This window comes from Intrasporangium mesophilum (assembly GCF_054783095.1).
In genome coordinates this window covers 120,484-142,312 of sequence record NZ_BAAGRF010000005.1, presented here as the reverse complement: position 1 = coordinate 142,312, position 21,829 = coordinate 120,484, and the positions used below count along the sequence as shown (strand labels likewise).

General features: G+C 70.5%; 19 protein-coding genes. 4 read left to right on the top strand and 15 right to left on the bottom strand.

Annotated elements, in window-relative coordinates; all coding sequences use genetic code 11:
- Positions 1-35 precede the first annotated feature (35 nt).
- The 10 genes from ACYVLP_RS06435 to ACYVLP_RS06390 form a co-directional block, all read right to left on the bottom strand.
- Positions 36-536: a DUF3180 domain-containing protein gene (locus ACYVLP_RS06435; RefSeq protein WP_460626514.1), complete on the bottom strand. Its 501-nt coding sequence runs from the start codon at positions 534-536 to the stop codon at positions 36-38.
- Positions 533-1,420: a 2-amino-4-hydroxy-6-hydroxymethyldihydropteridine diphosphokinase gene (gene folK / locus ACYVLP_RS06430; protein ID WP_460626513.1), complete on the bottom strand. Its 888-nt coding sequence runs from the start codon at positions 1,418-1,420 to the stop codon at positions 533-535. Before folK ends, ACYVLP_RS06435 begins: the two co-directional genes overlap by 4 nt.
- On the bottom strand, positions 1,420-2,292 hold the full coding sequence (gene folP, locus ACYVLP_RS06425) for a dihydropteroate synthase (RefSeq protein ID WP_460626512.1): 873 nt from the start codon (positions 2,290-2,292) through the stop codon (positions 1,420-1,422). Before folP ends, folK begins: the two co-directional genes overlap by 1 nt.
- A gap of 69 nt (positions 2,293-2,361) precedes the next feature.
- A complete protein-coding gene (gene folE / locus ACYVLP_RS06420; RefSeq protein WP_460626511.1) occupies positions 2,362-2,934 on the bottom strand; it encodes a GTP cyclohydrolase I FolE in 573 nt (190 codons plus the stop codon).
- 3 nt (positions 2,935-2,937) lie between these two features.
- Entirely contained in the window at positions 2,938-5,043 is a 2,106-nt protein-coding gene (gene ftsH / locus ACYVLP_RS06415; RefSeq protein ID WP_460626510.1) for an ATP-dependent zinc metalloprotease FtsH, read from the bottom strand.
- Positions 5,044-5,477: 434 nt separating this feature from the next.
- The gene (locus tag ACYVLP_RS06410; protein ID WP_460626509.1) at positions 5,478-6,329 is read right to left on the bottom strand and encodes a DUF1028 domain-containing protein; all 852 of its coding nucleotides are present in this window, start codon (positions 6,327-6,329) and stop codon (positions 5,478-5,480) included.
- A gap of 105 nt (positions 6,330-6,434) precedes the next feature.
- Positions 6,435-6,986: a hypoxanthine phosphoribosyltransferase gene (hpt, locus tag ACYVLP_RS06405; RefSeq protein ID WP_452270533.1), complete on the bottom strand. Its 552-nt coding sequence runs from the start codon at positions 6,984-6,986 to the stop codon at positions 6,435-6,437.
- 110 nt (positions 6,987-7,096) lie between these two features.
- Positions 7,097-8,101 carry a tRNA lysidine(34) synthetase TilS gene (gene tilS / locus ACYVLP_RS06400; RefSeq protein WP_460626508.1) on the bottom strand — a complete coding sequence of 335 codons (1,005 nt, stop codon included), beginning with the start codon at positions 8,099-8,101 and terminating at the stop codon, positions 7,097-7,099.
- Between the two features lie 23 nt (positions 8,102-8,124).
- Positions 8,125-9,228: a zinc-dependent metalloprotease gene (locus tag ACYVLP_RS06395; protein ID WP_460626507.1), complete on the bottom strand. Its 1,104-nt coding sequence runs from the start codon at positions 9,226-9,228 to the stop codon at positions 8,125-8,127.
- Positions 9,229-9,380: 152 nt separating this feature from the next.
- The gene (locus tag ACYVLP_RS06390) at positions 9,381-10,883 is read right to left on the bottom strand and encodes a D-alanyl-D-alanine carboxypeptidase/D-alanyl-D-alanine-endopeptidase (protein WP_460626506.1); all 1,503 of its coding nucleotides are present in this window, start codon (positions 10,881-10,883) and stop codon (positions 9,381-9,383) included.
- Between the two features lie 148 nt (positions 10,884-11,031).
- Here ACYVLP_RS06390 and ACYVLP_RS06385 point away from each other — a divergent pair, with 148 nt between their 5' ends.
- Entirely contained in the window at positions 11,032-11,550 is a 519-nt protein-coding gene (locus ACYVLP_RS06385; protein ID WP_460626505.1) for an inorganic diphosphatase, read from the top strand.
- 106 nt (positions 11,551-11,656) lie between these two features.
- Here ACYVLP_RS06385 and ACYVLP_RS06380 read toward each other — a convergent pair whose 3' ends face one another.
- Together ACYVLP_RS06380 and ACYVLP_RS06375 are read right to left on the bottom strand one after the other, a co-directional pair.
- Positions 11,657-13,144 (bottom strand): MFS transporter, encoded by a 1,488-nt coding sequence (locus ACYVLP_RS06380; RefSeq protein WP_460626504.1) that lies wholly within the window; start codon positions 13,142-13,144, stop codon positions 11,657-11,659.
- A gap of 8 nt (positions 13,145-13,152) precedes the next feature.
- The gene (locus ACYVLP_RS06375) at positions 13,153-13,365 is read right to left on the bottom strand and encodes a hypothetical protein (protein WP_460626503.1); all 213 of its coding nucleotides are present in this window, start codon (positions 13,363-13,365) and stop codon (positions 13,153-13,155) included.
- Between the two features lie 113 nt (positions 13,366-13,478).
- On the opposite strand from ACYVLP_RS06375, the gene ACYVLP_RS06370 reads away from it, so the two are divergent.
- Positions 13,479-14,123 (top strand): TetR/AcrR family transcriptional regulator, encoded by a 645-nt coding sequence (locus tag ACYVLP_RS06370; RefSeq protein WP_460626502.1) that lies wholly within the window; start codon positions 13,479-13,481, stop codon positions 14,121-14,123.
- A gap of 166 nt (positions 14,124-14,289) precedes the next feature.
- Entirely contained in the window at positions 14,290-15,219 is a 930-nt protein-coding gene (locus ACYVLP_RS06365) for an LLM class F420-dependent oxidoreductase (RefSeq protein ID WP_460626501.1), read from the top strand.
- 297 nt (positions 15,220-15,516) lie between these two features.
- Here ACYVLP_RS06365 and ACYVLP_RS06360 read toward each other — a convergent pair whose 3' ends face one another.
- From ACYVLP_RS06360 to ACYVLP_RS06350, 3 genes are all read right to left on the bottom strand, one after another.
- A complete protein-coding gene (locus ACYVLP_RS06360; RefSeq protein ID WP_460626500.1) occupies positions 15,517-18,267 on the bottom strand; it encodes a cation-translocating P-type ATPase in 2,751 nt (916 codons plus the stop codon).
- A gap of 44 nt (positions 18,268-18,311) precedes the next feature.
- A complete protein-coding gene (locus tag ACYVLP_RS06355) occupies positions 18,312-19,118 on the bottom strand; it encodes a hypothetical protein (RefSeq protein WP_460626499.1) in 807 nt (268 codons plus the stop codon).
- A gap of 191 nt (positions 19,119-19,309) precedes the next feature.
- Positions 19,310-19,810: a hypothetical protein gene (locus ACYVLP_RS06350; RefSeq protein WP_460626498.1), complete on the bottom strand. Its 501-nt coding sequence runs from the start codon at positions 19,808-19,810 to the stop codon at positions 19,310-19,312.
- Between the two features lie 353 nt (positions 19,811-20,163).
- On the opposite strand from ACYVLP_RS06350, the gene ACYVLP_RS06345 reads away from it, so the two are divergent.
- Positions 20,164-21,714 (top strand): MFS transporter, encoded by a 1,551-nt coding sequence (locus ACYVLP_RS06345; protein ID WP_460626672.1) that lies wholly within the window; start codon positions 20,164-20,166, stop codon positions 21,712-21,714.
- The last annotated feature ends 115 nt before the right edge of the window (positions 21,715-21,829 follow it).

The window sequence follows — 21,829 nt, the reverse complement described above, 5'->3', positions numbered from 1 at the left end:
CCTCGAACCGAATACCTCGAACGGCGATTCGGCGGTCAGTGGGCGGCGGAGGACTTCCCGTTCGCACCGTTGCCTTCGTCCTCTTCGTCGCGCGGCCGGACCCGGCACCAGCGCTGCACGACCATCCCCGCGACGGCGAGCAGCGCGGCCACGGCTGCGTGGGCCACGAACGGCCAGATCCGGCTGCGCTGCGACTCGACGTCGGCATCGGGCAGCAGCACCAGGGTGTTCGCGACGTACCAGCCCACGAGCACGGCGCCCGTCAGAGCAGCCGCCTGGGCCAGGACCAGCGTGCGCGCCGCCCGCAACGGCGTCACTGAGCCGTCGCCCGCACCATCACGCACCTTGCGCACCTGCCAGCCGGCCACGAGCAGGCCCGCCGCAAGGAACGCCATCACCGCGATCGCGACCCAGCCCGGGTCGGGCAGGCTCGTGCCGCCGGAGGACACCGAACGCAGCACGAGCCACGCCACGATCGTCATCGCGAGGCCCGCGAGCACGAGGGTGGTCGCCCGGATGCCGGAGTGTGGTTTCACTGCTGCTCCCATTCGGGACCGGGACGTACGCCCGATCGGTCGAGTTCGGTCAGGACTTCGGACACGGGCCGTATGCCGCCGTCCCCCCGCCCCACGCGGATCGTGGCCTGGCCGTCGGCGTCGGCCCAGGGGACCAGCACGAAGGCGCGCTCGGCCGCACGGGGGTGGGGCAGTGTCAGGCCGGGGAGGTCGCTGAGGACCTCGCGCGGGCCGCCAGGGGCCCCGAACTGGATGAGGTCAAGATCGAGCGTCCTTGCGCCCCAGCGGATCTCACGAGTGCGGCCGTGCTCCGCCTCGATCGTGTGCAGGGACCGGAGCAGGTCGTCCGGGGCGAGAGTGCACCGCCCGACGACCACGGCATTGAGGTAGGGCGGCTGGTCCGGCCCGCCCACGGGGTCGGTCTCGACCAGGGACGACACGGCGGTCACGGTGAGTCCGCGCAGGTCACGAAGCGCTCGCACGGCTGCCGCGAGTGTCTCGCCGCGGTCGCCGAGGTTGGACCCGAGAGCGACGACGACCGCGGCCGCGTTGGTGCGCTCGAGCCGCACCTGGACATCGGTGAACGGCTGGCCCACGGGGGCCTCCGGCTTGTGGACCACGACCTCCACCGAGTCGACGAGGTCGTGACGCAGCACGTCGTCGGCGATGACCTCAGCCAGCCGCTCGATGAGGTCGAACGAAGGCCCCGTGATGCGGGCGACCACATCAGTGGCGACCTCGGCGTAGCTGACGGTGGCGGCGAGGTCGTCCGTGCGCCCCGCCCGCGAGAGGTCGGCCGTCATCGTCACGTCGACGACGAAGACCTGTCCGTCACGCTTCTCGAAGTCGAGCACGCCGTGGTTGCCGCGAGCCGAGACGCCCTGCAGCACAATGCGATCCGGCATCAGTCGGCATCCTCCAGTGCGTGGTCGAGCGCCGCCTGGACCACCGACAGCGCGCGCACGGTCGAGGCGACATCGTGCACGCGCACGCACCACATGCCCGCCATCGCGGCCATGACCGAGGTCGCCGTCGTCTCGACGTCGCGCTCGGCCGCCGGACGTGGCGGCTCTCCTTCACGACGCCCCAGGCGGCCGAGGAATGCCTTGCGGGAAGCGCCGACGAGGATCGGGTGTCCCAGGTCGTGCAGAATCGGCAGCGCGGCCATCAGCGCCCAGTTGTGGTCCGCGTTCTTGGCGAAACCCAGCCCGGGGTCCAGCACGAGCCGGTCCTGCTCGATCCCGGCACCAAGCAGCACGTCACGACGAGCGACGAGCTCACGGCATACGTCCTCGACGACGTCGTCATAGACGGCACGCGACTGCATGTCGGTGCTGTGGCCACGCCAGTGCATCGCTACGTAGGGAAGGCGGTTCATGGCCACGAACGACACCATCTCCGGGTCGGCGAGTCCGCCGGACACGTCGTTGACGATGGACGCGCCCACGTGCACGGCGGCCCGCGCCACCTCAGCGCGCATCGTGTCGATCGAGACGACCGCTCCGGCGGCGGCGAGCTCTGAGACGACCGGAAGGACGCGGCGCAGCTCCTCCTCGACCGAAGGGCGTTCTGCCCCAGGGCGGGTGGACTCGCCGCCGACGTCGACGATGTCGGCGCCGGCCGCCACGACGTCGTGGCCGTGCGCGATCGCCGCGTCGGGCTCGAACCACTCCCCGCCGTCGGAGAACGAGTCGGGCGTGACGTTGACGACGCCCATGACAAGCGTGCGGTCGCGCACCTCGAGCAGGTCGTCGGCGGTCACCGTCGGGGCAGTCATGGCGCACATCCTTCCACCGGGGAAGGCGTCTTCACCGGTGACGAGGACACGGCGGCGCGGAGGTGTCGCTCACTTGTTGCCCTCGAGCATGAGCGCCATGGCCTCTGCTCGAGTGGCCGGGTCGCGCAGCTGCCCTCGTACGGCGGAGGTGATGGTGCTCGCACCTGGCTTGCGGATGCCGCGCATCGACATGCACAGGTGCTCGGCCTGCACCACGACGATCACGCCACGCACGCTCAGGTGCTCGACGAGGGCGTCCGCGATCTGCGACGTGAGCCGCTCCTGCACCTGCGGGCGTCGGGCGAACACATCGACGAGCCGAGCGAGCTTGGACAGACCGGTGACCCGCCCATGCTTGTCGGGGATGTAGCCCACGTGGGCCACCCCGTGGAAGGGCACGAGGTGGTGTTCGCACGTGCTGTAGAGCTCGATGTCGCGCACGATGACGAGCTCCTCATGGTCGATCGAGAAGGTCGTGCTGAGCACCTCCTGAGCGGTCATGTCGAGACCAGCGAAGATCTCGGAGTACGACCTCGCTACGCGCGCCGGCGTGTCCCGCAGGCCCTCCCGCTCGGGGTCCTCCCCGATGGCGAGCAGCAGCTCACGGACGGCCGCCTCGGCGCGCGCGTGGTCGACCGCCACGTGTCAGCTCTTCTCGCCGGGGCGCACGGGCTCGTCGTCGGGGACCTCGATGACCTGCTCCGGCGGGTGCTCGTCCGTCAGCGGGTGGGCACCGACAGCGGCCGCCTCGTCGATCTTCTCCTCGATCGTCCGGTCCGGCGGCACGGGCGGCGGCAGGTGGCCGTTCTGTCCGTTCTGGCCGTTCTTCGCGGCGATCTCCGCGGGCGTGAGCACCGGGGGCCGGTCGCCCGGCACGCGGGCCTGCGACGACAGCCAGGTCGGGCGCTTGGGCACGCGATCGACGTGCTTGAACATGTCGGCGAGCTCGGCCTGGTTGAGGGTCTCCTTCTCGAGCAGCTCGAGCACGAGGTTGTCGAGGATGTCGCGGTTCTGGTTGATGGCCGCGTAGGCCTCGTCGTGCGCCGCCTCGATGAGCTTGCGCACCTCCTCGTCCACGACGCTGGCGATCTCCTCGGAGTAGTCGCGCTGGTGGCCCATGTCGCGTCCGAGGAACACCTCGCCGGTGCTCTGCCCGAGCTTGATCGCACCGATGCGCTCGGACATGCCGAACTCGGTGACCATCTTGCGGGCCAGACCCGTGGCCTTCTCGATGTCGTTGCTCGCGCCGGTGGTGGGCTCGTGGAAGACGATCTCCTCCGCCACGCGACCACCGAGGGCGTACGACAGCTGGTCGAGGATCTCGTTGCGGGTCGTGGAGTACTTGTCGTCGACCGGCATGACCATCGTGTAGCCGAGGGCCCGGCCGCGCGGCAGGATCGTCACCTTCGTGACGGGGTCGGTGTTGTTCAGCGCCGCAGCGACCAGGGCGTGGCCACCCTCGTGGTACGCCGTGATCTTGCGTTCCTTGGCCGACATGATGCGGGTGCGCTTCTGCGGGCCGGCGATGACACGGTCGATGGCCTCGTCGAGCGACGGGTTGTCGATGACGCGGCGGTCGCCACGGGCGGTGAGCAGCGCAGCCTCGTTGAGGACGTTCGCGAGGTCGGCGCCGGTGAAGCCGGGCGTGCGCCGGGCGACGGCCAGCAGGTCGACGTCAGGCGACATGGGCTTGCCCTGCGCGTGCACCTCGAGGATGCGGTGACGGCCGATCATGTCGGGCGCCTCGACGGCGATCTGGCGGTCGAATCGGCCAGGCCGCAGCAGCGCGGGGTCGAGGATGTCGGGCCGGTTGGTCGCGGCGATAAGGATGACGTTGGTCTTGACGTCGAAGCCGTCCATCTCCACGAGCAGCTGGTTGAGCGTCTGCTCGCGCTCGTCGTGACCGCCGCCGAGGCCCGCGCCACGGTGACGACCGACGGCGTCGATCTCGTCGACGAACACGATGGCCGGGGCGTTCGCCTTGGCCTGCTCGAACAGGTCGCGCACGCGGCTGGCACCGACACCGACGAACATCTCGACGAAGTCGGAGCCGCTGATCGAGTAGAACGGGACTCCGGCCTCACCCGCGACGGCGCGGGCCAGCAGCGTCTTGCCCGTGCCCGGCTGGCCATAGAGCAGCACGCCCTTGGGGATCTTGGCGCCGACGGCGAGGAACTTCGCGGGCTCCTGGAGGAACTCCTTGATCTCCTGGAGCTCCTCGATGGCCTCGTCGCAGCCGGCGACGTCCGCGAAGGTCACCTTCGGGGTGTCCTTGGTGGCGAGCTTGGCCCGCGACTTGCCGAACTGCATGACGCGGTTGCCGCCGCCCTGCATCTGCCCCATGAGGAACCAGAACAGGCCCAGGATGATGATGATCGGCAAGATCGAGAAGAGCAGCGACCCGAACCAGCTCTGCTGCTCGATGTAGTCGTCCACGCCCTTGGTCGGCGGCTTCGCATCGAGCGCGTCGACGACCTGCTGGCCGCGGGCGTCGACGTAGTAGGCATAGACCGACTTGGCGTCCTTGACGGTGCCGTCAGGCGAGTCGTAAGGGGTCTTGAGGGTCAGCTCCATGCGCTCGTTGTCGATGAGCTTGGCCGACTCGACGTTGCCGTTCGTGATCTGTTTCATCGCCTCGGATGTGTCGATCCGCGGCGGGCCGGACTCGGAGAACAACATGCCGAAGACGAGCGCGCTGATGAGGACCAAGATCCACAACAGTGGCGTGCGCAGAATCCGCTTTGCGTCCATGTACCTGCGGGGCGATGACGCCCCGGCCCTCCTGCTCGTCCGGTGAGTTGGTCCACCGGCACAACGTCCGGCGAACTACCAGTGTTCCGCATGTCGCGTGCCGGTGACCAACCAGCCCACGCGTAGACGTTCCCGACCGCCCCGCAGCCGTATGCCGCCGCCCCGCCGGGGTGCCGTCCCCTCGATCCTCGAGTGGCCAGCCCATCACGCTAGCCACGCCTGCCCCATCGTCGAGTGGCCACCCCGTCACGCTAGCCACGCCTGCCCCATCGTCGAGTCGCCCCGTCACGCTAGCCACGCCTGCCCCATCGTCGAGTGGCCACCCCGTCACGCTAGCCACGTCTGCCCCAGGGGTCCCGCGTAGCTGTGTGACGGAGCGGCCACTCGACGGGTGGGGAGGTCTGGGGACGGTCTATGAGGCGGTTATGGGAGGTCTATGGGGAAGTCGTCGCGCGAAGGGCGGCGAGCACGCGGGCATCGATGCCGTCGGGGCTCAGGCGGGCCTCGTAGTTCGCCTCGCCGGCCCAGTCCGCCAGGGCCGTCGCCAGGTCAGCCGCCCCGTCGCCGCCAGCCGCGGCAAAGGGATGGCCGGCCCGGGCCAGCCGGTCGGCGACCTCGGTGGCGAGGTCGCCCTCGAGCGGCTGGACGTCCTCGGGCTTGCCGAAGTACATCTCCCAGTCGTCGAGCAGCCGGCCGAGCTCCGGCACGGGCTCCCCGTGGTCGTCGACGCGGAGGTCGACGAGCACCCCGCAGCTGTCGTAGCCGGCACCGGGCTCGACGGCATACATGGCCGCGCTCTGACGCCCGCGCGAGTCCCCTCCGGCGGCGTCACCGGCGGTGAGCGCCGCGAGCAGGCGTCGAGCCAGACCACGCCCCTCGGAGTCGTGCCAGGCCTGTTCCATGGCCTCGACGACCTCGGGCCCGGTGAGGATGTTGCCCTGGATGGCGTATGCCGTGTCGCCGTCGTCGCGCGCCACGCCGCCCGCCCACGGGTTGCACTCGGAGCCCGTGAAGGTGGCGGCCGAGCCGGTCCCGACCACCCCGACCTGCCGGGTCTGCCTGCCGTCGTCGAGGGCGGTCGCGGCCTCGAGCGCGGCCGGGGCGGACTCACCCGACGCGAGACGCTCGAGCAGCTCCTCGAGATAGGCCACCCGGGCGTAGGACTGCGTGGCAACGGCACCGACTCCGGTGCGAGCAGCGGGCACGACCGCGCCGACCGCAAGGAACTTCGAGGCGACCGCGACACCGTAGGCCTCGCCCTGGCGCGCGACGATCGAGAACGTCATGGCCCGAGGCTCTCACGCCGCAACCTCGGTCGAGGTATTCCGATGGAGGTATTGATCCGGGGCATAGTGCGAGATATCACCTCGACCCGAATACCTCGAACGGGGTCAGGCGTAGACGTGCGGGGCGAGGGTGCCGACGCAGCGGAGGTTGCGGTACTTCTCGGCGTAGTCGAGGCCGTAGCCGACGACGAACTCGTTGGGGATGTCGAAGCCGACGTACTTGACCGGGATGTCGACCTTGACGACGTCGGGCTTGCGCAGCAGGGTGCAGATCTCGACCGAGGCCGGGCGGCGCGACTCGAGGTTGCTCTTGATCCACGAGAGCGTCAGGCCCGAGTCGATGATGTCCTCGACGATGAGCACGTGCCGGCCGGTGATGTCGGTGTCGAGGTCCTTGAGGATCCGCACGACACCGGACGACTTGGTGCCCGAGCCGTAGGACGAGACCGCCATCCAGTCCATCGGAGCGGTGCCGGGCAGGGCACGCATGAGGTCGGCCATGACCACGACCGCTCCCTTGAGCACGCCGACGAGGAGGAAGTCCTTGTCGGCGTAGTCCTTCCAGATGTCTACTGCGAGCTCGGCGAGACGGCTCTGGATCTGCTCCTCGGTGAGCAGGACCTTGGCCAGGTCGTCTCCCATGTCCTCGTGGTCCACGAAGGCTCCTCGGTGTCGTCGACAGCGGCGTGTCGGGTGCGGGCGGCGTAGACCATTCAACAGCACCGTGCCGAGGTGCCCAGCGACCCGCCGGACGCCGACGCGAGAGGTCAGAGCCGGGCGGCCTCGTGGTCGCGGATCGGGCTGAACCTGATCGAGCTGCCCGTGCGGCTCACGGCGATCCCACCCGGGACGTGCAGCGGCCCCTGGCCGTGCCACGACGTCAGCAGTGCGTCGAGCGACTCCACATGCGCGGCGTTGACGTCGGCGAGCGGGGCACCGGCCTCGGCGGCGAGGATCCGCCAGACGCGCGTGCGGATCGCCCGCGGCAGCGCAGCGAGGGCGTCGAGGTCCACGCCCGGCTGGCCGTCCGCGTCGGGAAGGCCCGCCCGCGCCGTCAGCGCCAGCCCCTCGAGGAAGTCGGCGTCCTCGCGCAGCAGGTCCGCGGACCTCGCGAGAGCCGCGCCGAACCCCGGCCCGAGGTCCTGCTCGAGGTGGGCCAGCAACCGGCGGGCCCGCACCCGCCGGAACGACGTGTCGCTGTTGTGCGGGTCCTGCCACGGCTCGATGCCGTATGCCGCACAGGCGGCGAGCGTGGTCGCGCGCGGGAGCGCGAGAAGGGGACGGACGAAGCGGTCCCGGCGGGCCGGCATACCGCTCAGCGACCGGGCACCGGAGCCGCGGGACAGGCCGAGCAGGACCTGCTCGGCCTGGTCGTCGCGGGTGTGCCCGATGAGGATGGCTGAGGCGCCGAGCCGGTTGGCGACCTTCTCGATCGCGGCATAGCGCGCACTGCGGGCGTCGGCCTCGAGGCCGGAGCCGGTGGGCCGGACGTCGGCTGAGACGATCTCGACAGGGTCGAGGCCGAGGTCGCGGCAGATCGTCGCGGCACGCTGGGCGACCTCGCGCGAGTCGTCCTGGAGGCCGTGGTCGACGATGACGGCGGCGGCACGCAGCCCGGACCTCGGAGCCTCGAAGGCGAGCGCGGCGGCGAGCGCCACGGAGTCGGGCCCCCCGGAGCAGGCCACGAGGACGACGGCTCCAAGCGGAAGGTCGGCGAGGTGCTCGCGCACAGCGAGGCGCGTCGCGGCAACGGCAGGGTCTGGTCCGGGCATCTCGGAAGGGCCTCGCACGGCGCTCAGCCGTGGACCCGGCGCACCCAGGCGCTGGGCTCGAGGATCTCGGCGGCCTTGGGCAGGGTCTCGGGCGAGGACCACACGGCGTTGAACCCCTCGCGACCGACCTGGTCCATGACGGCCCGGACGAAGACGGCGCCGTCACGGTACTGGCGCATCTTCGCCTCGAGACCGAGAAGCTTGCGCATGAGACGGTCGACCCCGACCGCGTTGTTGCGGCGCTGGTCGAACTTGCGGCGGATCTCGTCGACCGACGGGATGACCTTCGGCCCGACCGCGTCCATGACGACGTCGGCGTGACCCTCGAGCAGCGACATGACCGCGGTGAGCTCGGCGATGCGCGCCTTCTGCTCGGGCGTCGCGAACAGCTGACCCAGGCCCTCGCCCGAGGAGATCACCTCGGGAAGGTTGCGGGTGAGCTGCTCGAACCGCTTGTTGAGGTCCTCGGGTGTGGGGGCGAGGTCGACGGCGAGGCTCTGCGACTCGGTGACCATGTGCTCCCGCAGCCAGGACACCGCAGTGAACTGCACGCGGTGGGTCTCCTCGTGCATCGCGACCCAGCGGCGGAAGTCGTGCGGGTCGACCTCGAGCTTGCGCTCGGTGGCCACGATGTTCGGCGCGACGAGCAGCAGCCGGGGCGTGCCGCCCGGGGCCAGGTCGTACTGCCCGAGGATCTTGCTGGACAGGAAGGCGAGCAGGGTGCCCATCTCGGCGCCGGTCACCTTGCCGCCGATCATCGTCGCGGCCGAGCCCGGCGCGGTCTTCTTCTTCGCGTTGAGCTTGTCGACGACGGGGTCGAGCATCGCCCGGAACGAATCGACGTTGGCGCTGATCCAGCCGGCCCGGTCGACGACGAGCGGTGGCGGCGCGTCCTCGGGGGCGGCCAGTGCGCTGGTCTCGGCGACCGGTGCCACGGCGGAGGAGGCGGCGCTGCGCAGGTCGGCCACGATCGCCGCGGCCTCGTCGCTGGAGACCTGGGGCCCCGGCTTGACGATGGCGCGGCCGGTCCGCTTGGCGAACTCGTAGTCGATGGAGGCCGCCGGTCCCGCTGGGGGCACGCCTGGCACCCCTGGTCCCGATGCGCTCGTGACGGTCGTGTCGGTCATTCCAGGCCTTCCGGTGCGGTGCAGACGTCGTGCGCTGGGTGCGCCCCCCGCGACTCGTGCGGCACGCGTGGCGGCCCACCAGGTGGTCCAGCCGGCCGCACAGGGTTTCGTGTCGTCACCGACTGTCTTACCCCGAGCGACCCACCGGCCCGTCAACGGCACCCGCACGAGGCGAGTACCGCTACAAAACGGTCCAACGCCGCCCGCGCGTCTTTGGTTCCCGCTCCGGCGACCATGCCTACATAGACGATCAGCCGCCCGTCGTCGTTGACCACGCTGCCGGCGAGCGCGTTCGCGCCGGTCAGGGTGCCGGTCTTGGCCCGGGCTCGGCCTGCGGCCTCGTGGTCGTCGCCCTCGAAGCGTTTCTCCAGCGTGCCGGTGAGGCCGCCGATGGGGAGCCCGTCGAGCGCCCGGCGCAGCACCGGGTGCGTGCCGTCGTAGCCGAGCACCAGCACCTGGCCCAGCAGGGCGGCGCGGACGCGGTTCTCCCTGGACAGTCCGCTCGCGTCGGCGAGGTGGACGCCGGTGGTGTCGAGGCCGAGGGCTCCCACCTGCTCGACGACCCAGGCTCCGACCTCCGGGAAGTCGGTGCCGGACCCGGAGCGGTATGCCGCCTGGCGGGTGAGGATCTCGGTGAGCGCGTTGTCGCTGTCGGTGAGGGCCAGGGCCAGCTGCTCGCGAACGGGCGCCGACTCGACCGAGCCGAGGACGGAGCCAGGCCCGCTTGCCGGCGGCGTCGGTGTGCCGGTCGCGCCCGCCGTCGTGCCGGAGCTGCCGTCCGAGCCCGGCCCGTCCGGTGGGGTGGCGTGGGTGCGGTCGCCGGTCGTGACGGAGATGCCGCGATTCTCGAGCTGCTGGACGAGGAGGTCTCGAACCGACGCCACCGGGTCGGCAGGGCCGGGATGCGCCCCGCCCTCCGCCCGCTGCGTCGACAGGCCGAGCATCGCGACTGCGCCGGTGATGCCGGACGGCCGGAAGTTGGGACTCCATGTGGAGGCGAGACTCGGGCCGTAGGCATAGCTCTCGTCGACGTCGAGGCGCACCGAACGGATCCCCTTGTTACGCAACGACTTCGCGACCTGGTCGGCGAGGTCGCGCAGGCCCGCGCGGCCCGCGACCGCGGAGGCGTCGCCGCGGCCGGGGTTGATGAGGGAGTCGCCGCCGGCGACGAGGACGATCTCGTCGGGTCCCGGCCCTTCCCGCACCACGGTCTTCAGCGTGGCATCCGGTGCGAAGGCCTGGCCGATCGCGGCCGCCGACAGCAGCTTCGTCGTCGACGCCGGCACGCGCAGCTCGTCGCCGCCCTGGTCGAGCAGCACCTCGCCGGTCTGGCCGTCCTGCACCACGAGTGCGGAGTCACGCAGTGCCGGCAGGGCGCGCACCTGCGCGAGCGCCGCCTCGACCCCGGCCGCGCTGGGCGCCGCGGTCTCACCTGCGAGCGCCGGAAGCGGCATACCGACCGAGGTGGGCATCGTCGGCTGCGGGACGACGGGCAGAGTGCGCTTGCCTGGCGTCTCCGTCGGCGGCGGTGGCGGCGCCGGGGCCAGCGTGAGCACGCCGGGCGCGGCGTCCGCGACGTCGAGGACGGCATACCCGAGCAGCACGGCGACAGCGGACCAGACGGCCGCCATGGTGTAGGTCATCCCCCGAGCCATGCCCGAGCCACCCCCGTCCGTCGTCGCCTGTGGTCACTGTTTCGCGCAAGGACCACCCTTGCTGACACACTGTCGCGGAAGATTCTGTCAGCCGTCGGGGCGTGCCTCGGCATCAGAGCCCGCCAGCGGGCCGCACGAAGGGGAAGACGTGGAGTTCGACGTCACCATTGAGGTCCCTCGCGGACAGCGGAACAAGTACGAGGTCGACCACGAGACGGGTCGGATCCGGCTCGACCGTTACCTCTTCACCCCGATGGCGTACCCGGCCGACTACGGCTACATCGAGGACACCCTCGGCGAGGACGGCGACCCGCTCGACGCACTGGTGCTGCTGCCCGAGCCGGTCTACCCCGGGGTCGTCGTCGAGGCCCGCCCGGTCGGCGTCTTCCACATGACCGACGAGGCCGGCGGAGACGACAAGGTGCTCTGCGTCCCGGTCGATGTGCGGTCGGACGACGTGCAGGACATCGACGACGTCAGCGACTACACGCTCAAGGAGATCCAGCACTTCTTCGAGCGGTACAAGGACCTCGAGCCCGGCAAGCACGTCGAGGCCTCGGACTGGGGCGGTCGCGAAGAGGCTGAGAAGCTCGTCGCCGAGGCCTTCGAGCGCGCCAAGGAGCAGGGCACGTCGACCGCCCGGTGGAGTATGCCGCCGGGCCACTGACGGGGCGTCCGCCCCTTCCCACCCCACGTATGCCGCTGGGCGCGCTTCCTTCGCAGGAGGCGCGCCCAGCGGCACGTCGAGGGCGGTTGGCCTGGTCGGCCGCGGATCAGTCCGCGATCACGGCCGCGCTCGCGACCACCGGCGCAGGCTGGCTCGCGGGCTGTTCTGCTGGCCGAACGGCCGCGGGCTCACGCCGCAGGACCAGCGTGGCCAGCAGGAACGCGACGCCCGCGAAGATCGCCGAGGTGTGGAACGCCGTCGAGACCCCCGGCACGAACCGGCCCGGCACCGCTCCTGAGGCGTAGACGCTGACGATCGCGGCGAGGCCCACGGCGCCACCGAGCTGCTGGCAGGTCTGCAGCAGTCCGGAGATCGTGCCGGCGTGGGACCGGTCGACGCCGCCGAGCACGACGACCGTGACCGGCATGAAGACGAGCGCCGCCGATGCACCGTTGAGCACGAGCGGGCCGAGGAGCTGGGCGGCATACCCACTCGTCTCGGTGATGCCCGCGAGCCAGACGAAGCTCGCCGACAGGCCGATCGTTCCGACGATCATCAGCGCCCGCGGACCGACCTTGGCGACGAGCCGGGCGCTGACCCGCGACATGGCGAAGATCGCGAGGCTGAGCGGCAGGAACGCCGCCCCGGTGGCGACCGGGCTGAACCCGAGGACCCGCTGGAGGTACTGCGTCACGAGGAAGAACGTCGAGAACTGCGCTCCGACTACGAGTGCCATCACGACCAAGGCCGTGGCCCGCGAGCGGTTGCGCACGAGCGGAAGCGGCAGCAGCGGGTCGCGCACCCGGCCCTCGGTGCGCACGAAGAGCGCGAGCAGGACGGCGCCGATGGCGAAGGCGCCGATCGTGTAGGGCGACGACCAGCCGCGGTCGGGAGCGTTGATGAAGCCGTAGACCACCGCAACCGAGCCGAGGGTCGCCGTGACCGCGCCGACGACGTCGAAGCGGCTCGAGCGGCGGGGGGTCTCGGTGACGAATCGGCGGGCCAGAAGTAGGACCGCGACGCCGATCGGCACGTTGATGAACAGCGTCCAGTGCCAGCTGGCCAGGTCGGTGAGGACCCCGCCGAGGAGCAGGCCGATCGAGGCGCCTGCCGACGAGACGGCGGTGAACAGGGCCAGGCCGCGGTTGCGTGCGGACTCGTCGGGCGCGCTCGTCGTCAGCAGGGCGAGGACCCCGGGAGCGGCGAAGGCGGCGCCGACACCCTGCAGGGTGCGGGCGGCGATGAGCCAGCCCGGGGACGGCGCCAGGCCGCCGAGGAGGCTGGCCACGGTGAACACGCCGAGCCCGATCTCGAAGGTGCGGAGCCGGCCGAGCACGTCACCGACGCGCCCGCCGAGCAGGAGCAGCCCGCCGAAGGCGAGCGTGTAGGCGTTGAGCACCCAGGAGAGGCCGGCCGGCGTGAAGCCGAGGTCGGCCTGGATGCGGGGTAGGGCGACGTTCACGACGGTCGCGTCGAGGACGAGCATCAGCTGTGCGACGAGCACGATGCCGATGCCGATCGACGCCCGTCGCGCGTCGGTGGAGCGGGTGGTTGGGTTGGGCGTTGCTTGCCCGGTCGTGGAGCGCAGTGACATCGAGTGCCTCAGGATTCCTGGTTTCGTCGCGTTTCGTCCGCAGTGTCGGACTGGTGGGCACGCTCGACGCTGAGCGGGTCGCGTGCCATCGGGATGAACCCGGTGACGCGCTGGTGGGCTGCACCGTCGGCCCGCGTGCTCAGCGGCGCGCGGTGCGTGGTGGCGAGATGGGACAGGTGCAGGCGCTGGGCCTGTCGGGTCGGGTGGATCGTGGTGGTCATGGCTGCCAACTCCCTCGAAGACGACGGTCGGCGCTACTATTAGCGGAGAACCACTCCGGTTCTGCTCGACCCACAATACGGAGACTGTCTCCGTTTAGCAAGGAGCTTTTGCCGTGACATCTGTCAAGGTCGGCGAGGCGCAGCTGGACTCGTCACCGGAAACCGTTGCCGCCCAAGGCAGCTCGGCCGCCGGAGGCACCCCGCGCCCGATGCGCGCAGATGCACGCCGCAACTACGACAAGATCGTCGCGACCGCACGGGTGGTCTTCACCGAGCGCGGGACGGACTGCTCCCTGGACGAGATCGCCAAGCGCGCGGGTGTCGGCCCGGGCACGCTCTACCGCCACTTCCCCACCCGCGAGGCCCTCGTCGACGCCCTCATGCGCGACTGGGCCGAGCGTGTGACCTCCGACGCCCAGGCCGCCGTGGCGGCCGACCGCCCGGCCCGCGAGACGCTCCTGACCTGGTTCGAGAACTTCGTCGAGCACATCACGCTCCACCGTGGCGCCGCGATGAAGCTCTGCGCCGCCATGGACGACCCGACCTCGCCGATCTACGGAAAATGCCAGATCATGGGCGAAGCCAACCGCATGGTCATCGACCACCTCGACGAGCGCGGCGAGCTGCGCCCCGGCGTCGACCCGCGCAACGTCATGCGCCTCGTCAGCGGCATCGCGAGTGTGGCCGACCAGAGCCGGGTCCCGATCGACGCCCGCCCGATGCTCGATGTCGTCATCGACGGAATCGTCCGAGACTGACCGCTGTTGTCGCTGACCCCTCGACGCCGGAGCGGTCGCTTCGAGGCACGCCCACACCCGCCCACACGCGTCCGCGCGCGTCCACACGCTGCCGCGCGGATGAGAACGGCTCCAGGACGGTCGAGTGGCCGTCTTCATACGCACACCCACGCCGACGAGGAGAGAGATGGACCTGCGCGTCTTCACCGAGCCCCAGCAGGGAGCGACCTACGACGACCTCCTGGCCGTCGCCCGGACAGCCGAGGACCTCGGCTTCAGCGGCTTCTTCCGCTCTGACCACTACCTCCACATGGGCGGCGACGGCGGGGCGGGCCCTACCGACGCGTGGACCACGCTCGCGGGCCTGGCCCGCGACACCACCGCGATCCGCCTCGGCACCCTGGTCACCTCCGCTACCTTCCGGCTCCCCGGACCGCTGTCGGTCCAGGTCGCCGGCGTCGACCAGATGAGCGGCGGCCGGGTCGAGCTGGGCCTCGGCGCCGGCTGGTTCGAGGCCGAGCACACGGCTTACGGCATCCCCTTTCCGGCGCTCGGCGAGCGCTTCGACCGGCTCGAGGAACAGCTCGCCGTGATCACCGGCCTGTGGGCAACGGAGCCGGGAAAGACCTTCAGCCACAACGGAACCCACTACCCGATCATCGACTCACCCGCGCTCACGAAGCCGGTGCAGCCCGGTGGCGTGCCGATCATCGTCGGGGGCGGCGGCAAGCGACGCACCCCTGCGCTCGCTGCGAGGTATGCCGCCGAGTTCAACGCCGCCTTCGTGTCACCCCAGGACTCGGGGCGGCTCTTCGAGGGCGTTCGGGCCGCTGCGTCCGGCGCCGGCCGTGACCCAGCGTCGCTCACCTACTCGGCGGCGCAGGTCGCCTGCCTCGGCGACGACGAGGCGACGTTGCGCCGCCGCGCCAGTGCGATCGGGCGGGATCTCGACGAGCTGCGCGCGAACGGGCTCGCCGGCTCGGCCGACGAGATCGTCGCGAAGATCCGGGAGTTCGAGCAGGTGGGGACGCAGCGCATCTACCTCCAGGTGCTCGACCTGTCCGACCTCGACCACCTCGCCGAGATCGCCGAAGGCGTGCTCCGCCGCCTCCCCTGACCTCGAGTGGCCTCGCAACCCCAGCAGCCACACCCAAACCCTGTGACGACGACGAGGCCACTCGACCGGGTCCTTACCTCGAGTGGCCTTGCAGCCCCACCAGCCACACCCAAACCCTGTGACGACGAGGCCACTCGACCGGGTCCTTACCTCGAGTGGCCTCGCAACCCCACCAGCCACACCCAAACCCTGTGACGACGAGGCCACTCGACCGGGTCATTACCTCGAGTGGCCTCGCAACCCCAGCAGCCACACCCAAACCCTGTGACGACGAGGCCACTCGAGTGATGGACAGCGTCAGGCGACCTGGTCCTTGGCGAACCGCCGGACGATGAGCTTCAGCAGCTCGGACAGCACCAGGAACCCGGCCGTGACCACCAGGCAGATCACCCACTGGTTGGCGGTCAGCGGCGTCGTCTTGAAGAGCCGGTTGAACCCGTCGAACAGCGACAGTGCGATGGTGAGACCGATCGCGAGGAGCACCAGCAGGTTGAACCGGCCGTTGGCGATGGTCCCGCGGCTGAAGATGCTGTGGCTCGGGTCGCGCCACTCGACGGCGGCCACGATGTGCATGAGGCAGGTCAGCGTCACCGCCATGGTCATCGCGACCGGAAGGCCGTACTTGTCGTCGCCCCAGGCCACCACGCCGACGACGCCGATCGCGATGAGCAGGCCGGACACGGCGAGCCAGATGCCCAGGAAGCGGTTGATGATCGGCTCCGTCGGAGGCCGTGGACGGCGGTCCATCAGTCCCGGCGTCTCGGCGTCGAACCCGAGCCCGACCGCGAGCACGACATCGATCGCGAAGTTGACGAAGAGGATCATCAGCGGCGTCAGGGGGGTGCCGTTGGCGATGTCGAAGATGCCGGCGCCCAGGAAGGTCAGGATGAAGGCCCCGACGCCAAGCATCTGGAACCTGACGTACTTCATGAGGTTGTCGTAGAGGGCGCGGCCGCCGCGGACGGCCGACACGATCGTCGCGAAGTTGTCGTCCGTGAGGATCATCTCGGCGGCGTCCTTGGTGACCTCCGTGCCGGTGATGCCCATGGCGACACCGATGTCGGCTCGGGTCAGTGCGGGTGCGTCGTTCACGCCGTCACCCGTCATCGCGACGATATTGCCCTTGCTCTTCAGCACGCTGACGAGACGGACCTTGTCCTCCGGGGCGACGCGCGCGACGACGCCGATCTCGTCCACCTCGGCGAGGAGCTGGTCGTCCGGCATGGCAGCGAACTCCGCGCCCGTGATCGCCTTGCCCTCGATGCCCAGCTGGCCGGCGATGGCGGCGGCGGTGGTGGCGTGGTCGCCGGTGATCATCCGGACCCGGATGCCGGCGCTGTGGCAGGCTGCGATCGCGTCCTTGGCCTCCTGGCGGGGCGGGTCGACGATGCCGATCAGGGCAAGCAGCTGCAGGTCAGCGACCAGTGGGAACGGGTTGCTGTCTCGGTCGAACGTCGCCGGGTCGAAGCTCTTGCGCGCGAGCGCCAGCACCCGCATCCCCTCGGCGGCCATGCTGTCGTTGGCCTCCATGACCCGGGTGCGGGCGGCGTCGGTCATCGACTCCTCCTTGCCGTCCGCGTCGAGGTAGGTCGCCGACCGGGCGAGGAGCACGTCAGGCGCGCCCTTGACGAGGCAGCGGATGACCGTCGGCGCGCCCGGCGAGCGGTCGGCGGCCATCTCGTGGAAGGTCGCCATGAACTTGTACTCGGCGTCGAAGGGCACCTCGTTCACGCGCGGGTAGAGGCGCCGGGTCTCCTCGACGTCGATGCCGTCCTTTGCGGCCAGCACGACGAGGGCGCCCTCGGTCGGGTCGCCGATGCACTGCCCGTCGCGGATCACGGCGTCGTTGGCGAGCGCCATCGCGATCGTGAACGGCTCGAGTGCGACGTCGCCCGTGCTCGTGCCACCACCGTGCAGGATCCGGCCGGTCGTCGAGTAGCCCTGGCCGTCGACACTGAACCAGCGCCCAGCGATCATCAGCTTGCGGGCCGTCATCTGGTTGAGGGTCAGCGTGCCCGTCTTGTCCGAGCAGATCGCCGACGTGGACCCGAGCGTCTCCACCGACTTGAGCCGCTTGACGATGGCGCCCTTCTCGGCCAGGTCGCGGGTGCCCATCGACAGCAGCATCGTCACGACGGCGGGCAGGCCCGTTGGGATCGCGGCGATGGCGAGGCTGATGCCGACGATGAACAGGTCGTCGAACGCCTCGCCGCGGGCGAGACCGAGCAGGACAATCGCGACGAGGGCGACGGCCGCGAGCGTGGTGATGATGACGGTCAGCTGGTCGAGCTGCTTGGTCAGCGGTGTCTTCTCCTGCTCGACCGAGCTGAGCATGCCGGAGATCCGCCCGACCTCGCTCGACATGCCCGTGGCGGTCACGACCATCTCGCCGCGGCCCCGGGTGACCTGGGAGTTCATGTACGCCATGTCGACGCGGTCGCCGAGCGCGACATCATCGCCGGCGACGGCCGAGACGACCTTGGAAACCGGGGTGCTCTCACCGGTGAGGCCGGCCTCCTCGATCTCGAGGGTGGCCGCGACGAGGACGCGCCCGTCGGCCGGCACCTTGTCACCGGCCTCGAACCCGACGATGTCGCCGGGCACGAGCTCCTCGGCCGGCACCTGGACGCGCTGGCCGTCGCGGCGCACGTTCGCGGTCATGATCAGCATCTGGCTCAGGGCCGCGACGCTCTCGGCCGCCTTGCCCTCCTGGTTCAGGCCCATGACCGCGTTGAGCAGCGTCAGGCCGAGCACGACCAGCGCCGTCTTCACGTCCTGCAGCGCCACCACGCTGACGATGGCGGTGCCGACGAGCACCAGCTGCATGAGGTCCTGGTACTGCCGCAGGAACGCGCGCCAGCCCGGCTCCTTGGCCTCCTCGGCCAGCTTGTTCGACCCGTAGAGCGCGCGGCGCCGCGTCACTTCGTCAGGGCTGAGGCCCTGCGCCGGGTCGACGTCGAGCTCGCGGCATACCTGGTCCGGCGTCATCCCGTGCCAGTTGGGCTCGCTGCCGGCACGACCAGGCGCCGCGGTCGTCACTGCACTCATGGCCACCACCTCTCCGTTCGGGCCGCCGCGCGAGGGCGCGGCGGCTACTGCTGTGCGTCGGAAAGCTCCTGGGCGAAGAACTCCAGGGCCGTGCGCGTCTTGGTCTGCTGGGGTGCGTCGAGGTCGACGCCGCGCGAGTGCAGGTACGCACGCGCCTCCGCCACGACCGCGAAGGTCTCAGCGGTGGCGCACTTGGTCGACAGCTCGAGGATCCGTGAGCCGTCCGGGTACAGCCAGAGCTCGGCAACGAACCGGCGGGTCTGATCGGGGGGCGTGAACTTCAGCTTCATGACGTTGATCGGCCCGAGGACCGACAGGTCGTCGATGGTCAGGCTTTCGGGCGCGTTCGCGGCATACAGCGCGCGCTGCTCCTTGGTGAACAGCTTCGAGATCGGACGGTCGCCGAGGATCACCCCGCGGATCTTCGCGTCGATGGTCTCGACCTTGAGCCTCGCGGAGCACACGAACCCGCCGGGCATGGCATCCACCTCGACGCCGAACCCGGGCGACTGCCGCTGCTCCGCGCTCAGCTTCTCGGGATCGACCGGGCGCAGCTTGACGACACTGTCGCCGGCCCTGCCCTGGATCCGCCTCGCGCGCAGCACGACGCCGTGCTTGTTGAGGTAGAGGTCGGGTGTGTCGAAGAAGACGACCTGACGGATCTGGGCATCGAGCGGGTCAATGCCCAGGGCTGCGACTGTCGACCGCTGGTTCGCGTCGGGCACACTGAGCTTCAGCTCCACCGTGTCAGAGCCCTTGATCAGCCGCAGCAGCTCGACGAGCTGCTCGTCCGTCAGGGCCTGCCTGCCTGCCGGCGCGGTTGCTGGGACGGCACTGCTTTCTGTGGTCACACGCACCTCCTCGAAACGCCTCGACGCTAGGTCGGCCGTGGGTGGTTCGATACCACCCCGACCGGGGTGGAGGCGCCGCGGCCGCTGTGGCCGTATGCCGCCCGCACCCGCCCCGTATGCCGCTGACAGGGCCATCGTCAGGCCGGAGCGCTCCCGCGCGCTTCACCCGGAGCGGGTGTGTTCCTGCCGCCTCACTCGGTCGCGTGCCCGCCCTCGCGGGCGAGGCGCTCGAGCAGCTCGAGCTTGCCGCGGGCCTCGAGCCACAGGTCCAGGGCCGTCGAGTCGTCGACGACCGCATCGTCGTGGAACCCTTTGTCCACGAGGTCGGCCCGCTTGATCTCGAGGGCCACGGGGTCGGCCACGACCCGGGAGAGATACTGCTCCTCGGTCTCGTCGTCGCGCTTGGTCAGCAGGTCCACGAGCCCGACCAGCCGCTCGTCACCCGACTGCTCGAGCAGGTCGTGCAGGCTGATCGCGCCTTTCTCGACGACGTCGTGCAGGAGAGCGACCGGCACGGCGTGCGCATCGTCCGTCTCGCGCACGTGGTGCGCCACGCGTCGTGCGTGCGCGATGTGCAGGCCGCCGAGGCGCGTGCGCAGGTCGCCGAGCAGCCTGGCAGCCAGCTGGTCGGCCACCTCCGGTGACATGGGGGCGACAGTCGTCGGAGCGTCCGCGCCCGAGACGTCGGACATGCGGTCAGGACACCATCGATGACCTTTCCTGTGCAAGACCCGAGATCGGGGTGTTGGGTCCGGGTCCTGTGTCCGGGTGCTGGCATTTCACCCCGCCGGGGTGGGGTCGAGGCACCGGCCGCTTCCTAGCATCGGTGGCAGCCGCGCTACCGGGGGGGTGGCGCGGCCCCGCCCAGGCACAGCGCCGGAGGACTGACATGGCCGAACCAACGAGCGACCCGGCTCCGATCCCGGACCCGGCTTCTGATCCCGGAGCGGGGCACACCCCCGACCGCACTCCGGATGCTGCAGCCGAGCGAGCCTCCGAGCCCGCGCCCGCGCCGCCGTCGGAGCCTGAGTCGGAGCGGCTCGACATGCGCCTGGCCCTGCTCATGGCGATGGCCATGTTCGTGCTGGTCGTCGACACCTCGCTGATGAACGTCTCGATCTCCGCAGTGGTCCGCGACCTCGACACCACGGTGAGCGGCGTCCAGGGGGCGATCGCCCTCGAAGCCCTGGTCTCGGCCGCGTTCATCCTCATCGGCAGCAAGGTCGGCGACCTCATCGGCCGCAAGCTCGCCTACATCCTCGGCCTGCTCGGCTACGGCATCGGCGCCATCGCGATGACCCTCGCCCAGGGCCTGACCGCCATCATCATCTTCTGGGCGGTCATCGGCGGCCTGGGCGCCTCGCTGATGCTGCCCGCGATGCAGTCGCTCGTCCACGGCAACTTCGAGGGCAAGGCGCAGCGGCAGGCCTACGCGCTCGTCGGCGCCGCAGCAGCGATCGCCGCGGCGGTCGGGCCCCTGCTCGGTGGCTTCATCACGACCTACCTGTCCTGGCGGGTCGGCTTCCTGCTCGAGGCGGTCATCATCGCCGTCGTGCTGGCCTGCATCCGGCTCGTGAAGGACGCGCCCTACACCGGCTCGCGCGAGCTCGACCTCGTCGGCGCGGCCCTGTCGGTCGTCGGGATGGGCGGCCTCGTGCTGGGCATCCTCGTGTGGCAGGAGGGCGGCGAGGCCGTCGGGATCCTGATCGCAGTCGGTGCGGTCGCGATGGCCGGGCTCGTCACCTGGCTGCGCCGCCGCAAGCGCGCCGGCCGTGCGGCGCTCATCGACCCGGACCTGTTCCGGTCTGAGCCGTTCCGGCTCGGCGTCTCGGGCCAGATGCTCCAGCAGATCTCACTCGGCGGGATGATGATCATCCTGCCCATCTACCTGCAGATGGTCCTGGAGTACAACGCCATGCAGTCGGGCCTGTCGATGGCGCCGCTGTCCTTCAGCATGTTCGCCATGGCCCTGATCGCGGGGCGGCGCGCCGGGCACCGTCGCCCGAGCAGCATCATCAGGGCCGGGTTCGCCCTCGCCACGGTCGGCCTGCTCATCCTGCTGCCCGTCATGCCGCGCGCGAGCACGGGCTGGTGGCTCGTCATCCCGCTCATACTCACCGGCGCCGGCCTGGGCCTGCTCGTCTCGCAGCTGAACAACTACACGCTGTCGCCGATCTCCGAGGACCGGGTCAGCGAGGCCGCGGGCGTGAACTCTGCCGCCGGGTCGTTCGGCCTGTCGTTCGGCCTGGCGTTCGGCGGCGCGATCATGCTCGCCACCCTGTCCTTCGCCTTCACGACGATGTCGAACAACAGCACGGTGCTGTCGTCGAGCGAGCAGCAGCAGGTTTCGCAGGCCCTCGAGGAAGACGCCCAGGTGATGAGCAACACCCAGCTCACCGAGCAGCTCGCCGGCCAGCCCCCCGCGACGCAGGCCGAGATCGTGCAGATCAACACCGACGCCCGGCACGTGGCGCTGCAGGTCGCCCTCCTGGTGCCGATCCTCGCCGGCGCTGCCGGGTTCGTGACCTCGATGCGGATGCGGCGGCTGCCCGACCCGGAGCCGTCCGGCGCCGCCGAGAACATCCTCGGCGGCTAGCCCGTCGAGTGGCCCCCTCGTCCCACCAACCCAGCCCCACCCCAGTCGAGTGGCCCCCTCGCCCCATTGGTCACGAGTCGATGGCGTGACGCATGGGACCGCGAGGCCACTCGAG

What these genes read in the sequence shown, in the direction of transcription:
- folK (WP_460626513.1), bottom strand. Translation starts at nt 1,420, where the DNA reads ATGCCGGATCGCATTGTGCTGCAGGGCGTCTCGGCTCGCGGCAACCAC.
- folP (WP_460626512.1), bottom strand. Translation starts at nt 2,292, where the DNA reads ATGACTGCCCCGACGGTGACCGCCGACGACCTGCTCGAGGTGCGCGAC.
- ftsH (WP_460626510.1), bottom strand. Translation starts at nt 5,043, where the DNA reads ATGGACGCAAAGCGGATTCTGCGCACGCCACTGTTGTGGATCTTGGTC.
- ACYVLP_RS06410 (WP_460626509.1), bottom strand. Translation starts at nt 6,329, where the DNA reads ATGACGTTCTCGATCGTCGCGCGCCAGGGCGAGGCCTACGGTGTCGCG.
- tilS (WP_460626508.1), bottom strand. Translation starts at nt 8,101, where the DNA reads ATGCCCGGACCAGACCCTGCCGTTGCCGCGACGCGCCTCGCTGTGCGC.
- ACYVLP_RS06395 (WP_460626507.1), bottom strand. Translation starts at nt 9,228, where the DNA reads ATGACCGACACGACCGTCACGAGCGCATCGGGACCAGGGGTGCCAGGC.
- ACYVLP_RS06390 (WP_460626506.1), bottom strand. Translation starts at nt 10,883, where the DNA reads ATGGCTCGGGGGATGACCTACACCATGGCGGCCGTCTGGTCCGCTGTC.
- ACYVLP_RS06380 (WP_460626504.1), bottom strand. Translation starts at nt 13,144, where the DNA reads ATGTCACTGCGCTCCACGACCGGGCAAGCAACGCCCAACCCAACCACC.
- ACYVLP_RS06375 (WP_460626503.1), bottom strand. Translation starts at nt 13,365, where the DNA reads ATGACCACCACGATCCACCCGACCCGACAGGCCCAGCGCCTGCACCTG.
- ACYVLP_RS06365 (WP_460626501.1), top strand. Translation starts at nt 14,290, where the DNA reads ATGGACCTGCGCGTCTTCACCGAGCCCCAGCAGGGAGCGACCTACGAC.
- ACYVLP_RS06360 (WP_460626500.1), bottom strand. Translation starts at nt 18,267, where the DNA reads ATGAGTGCAGTGACGACCGCGGCGCCTGGTCGTGCCGGCAGCGAGCCC.
- ACYVLP_RS06350 (WP_460626498.1), bottom strand. Translation starts at nt 19,810, where the DNA reads ATGTCCGACGTCTCGGGCGCGGACGCTCCGACGACTGTCGCCCCCATG.
- ACYVLP_RS06345 (WP_460626672.1), top strand. Translation starts at nt 20,164, where the DNA reads ATGCGCCTGGCCCTGCTCATGGCGATGGCCATGTTCGTGCTGGTCGTC.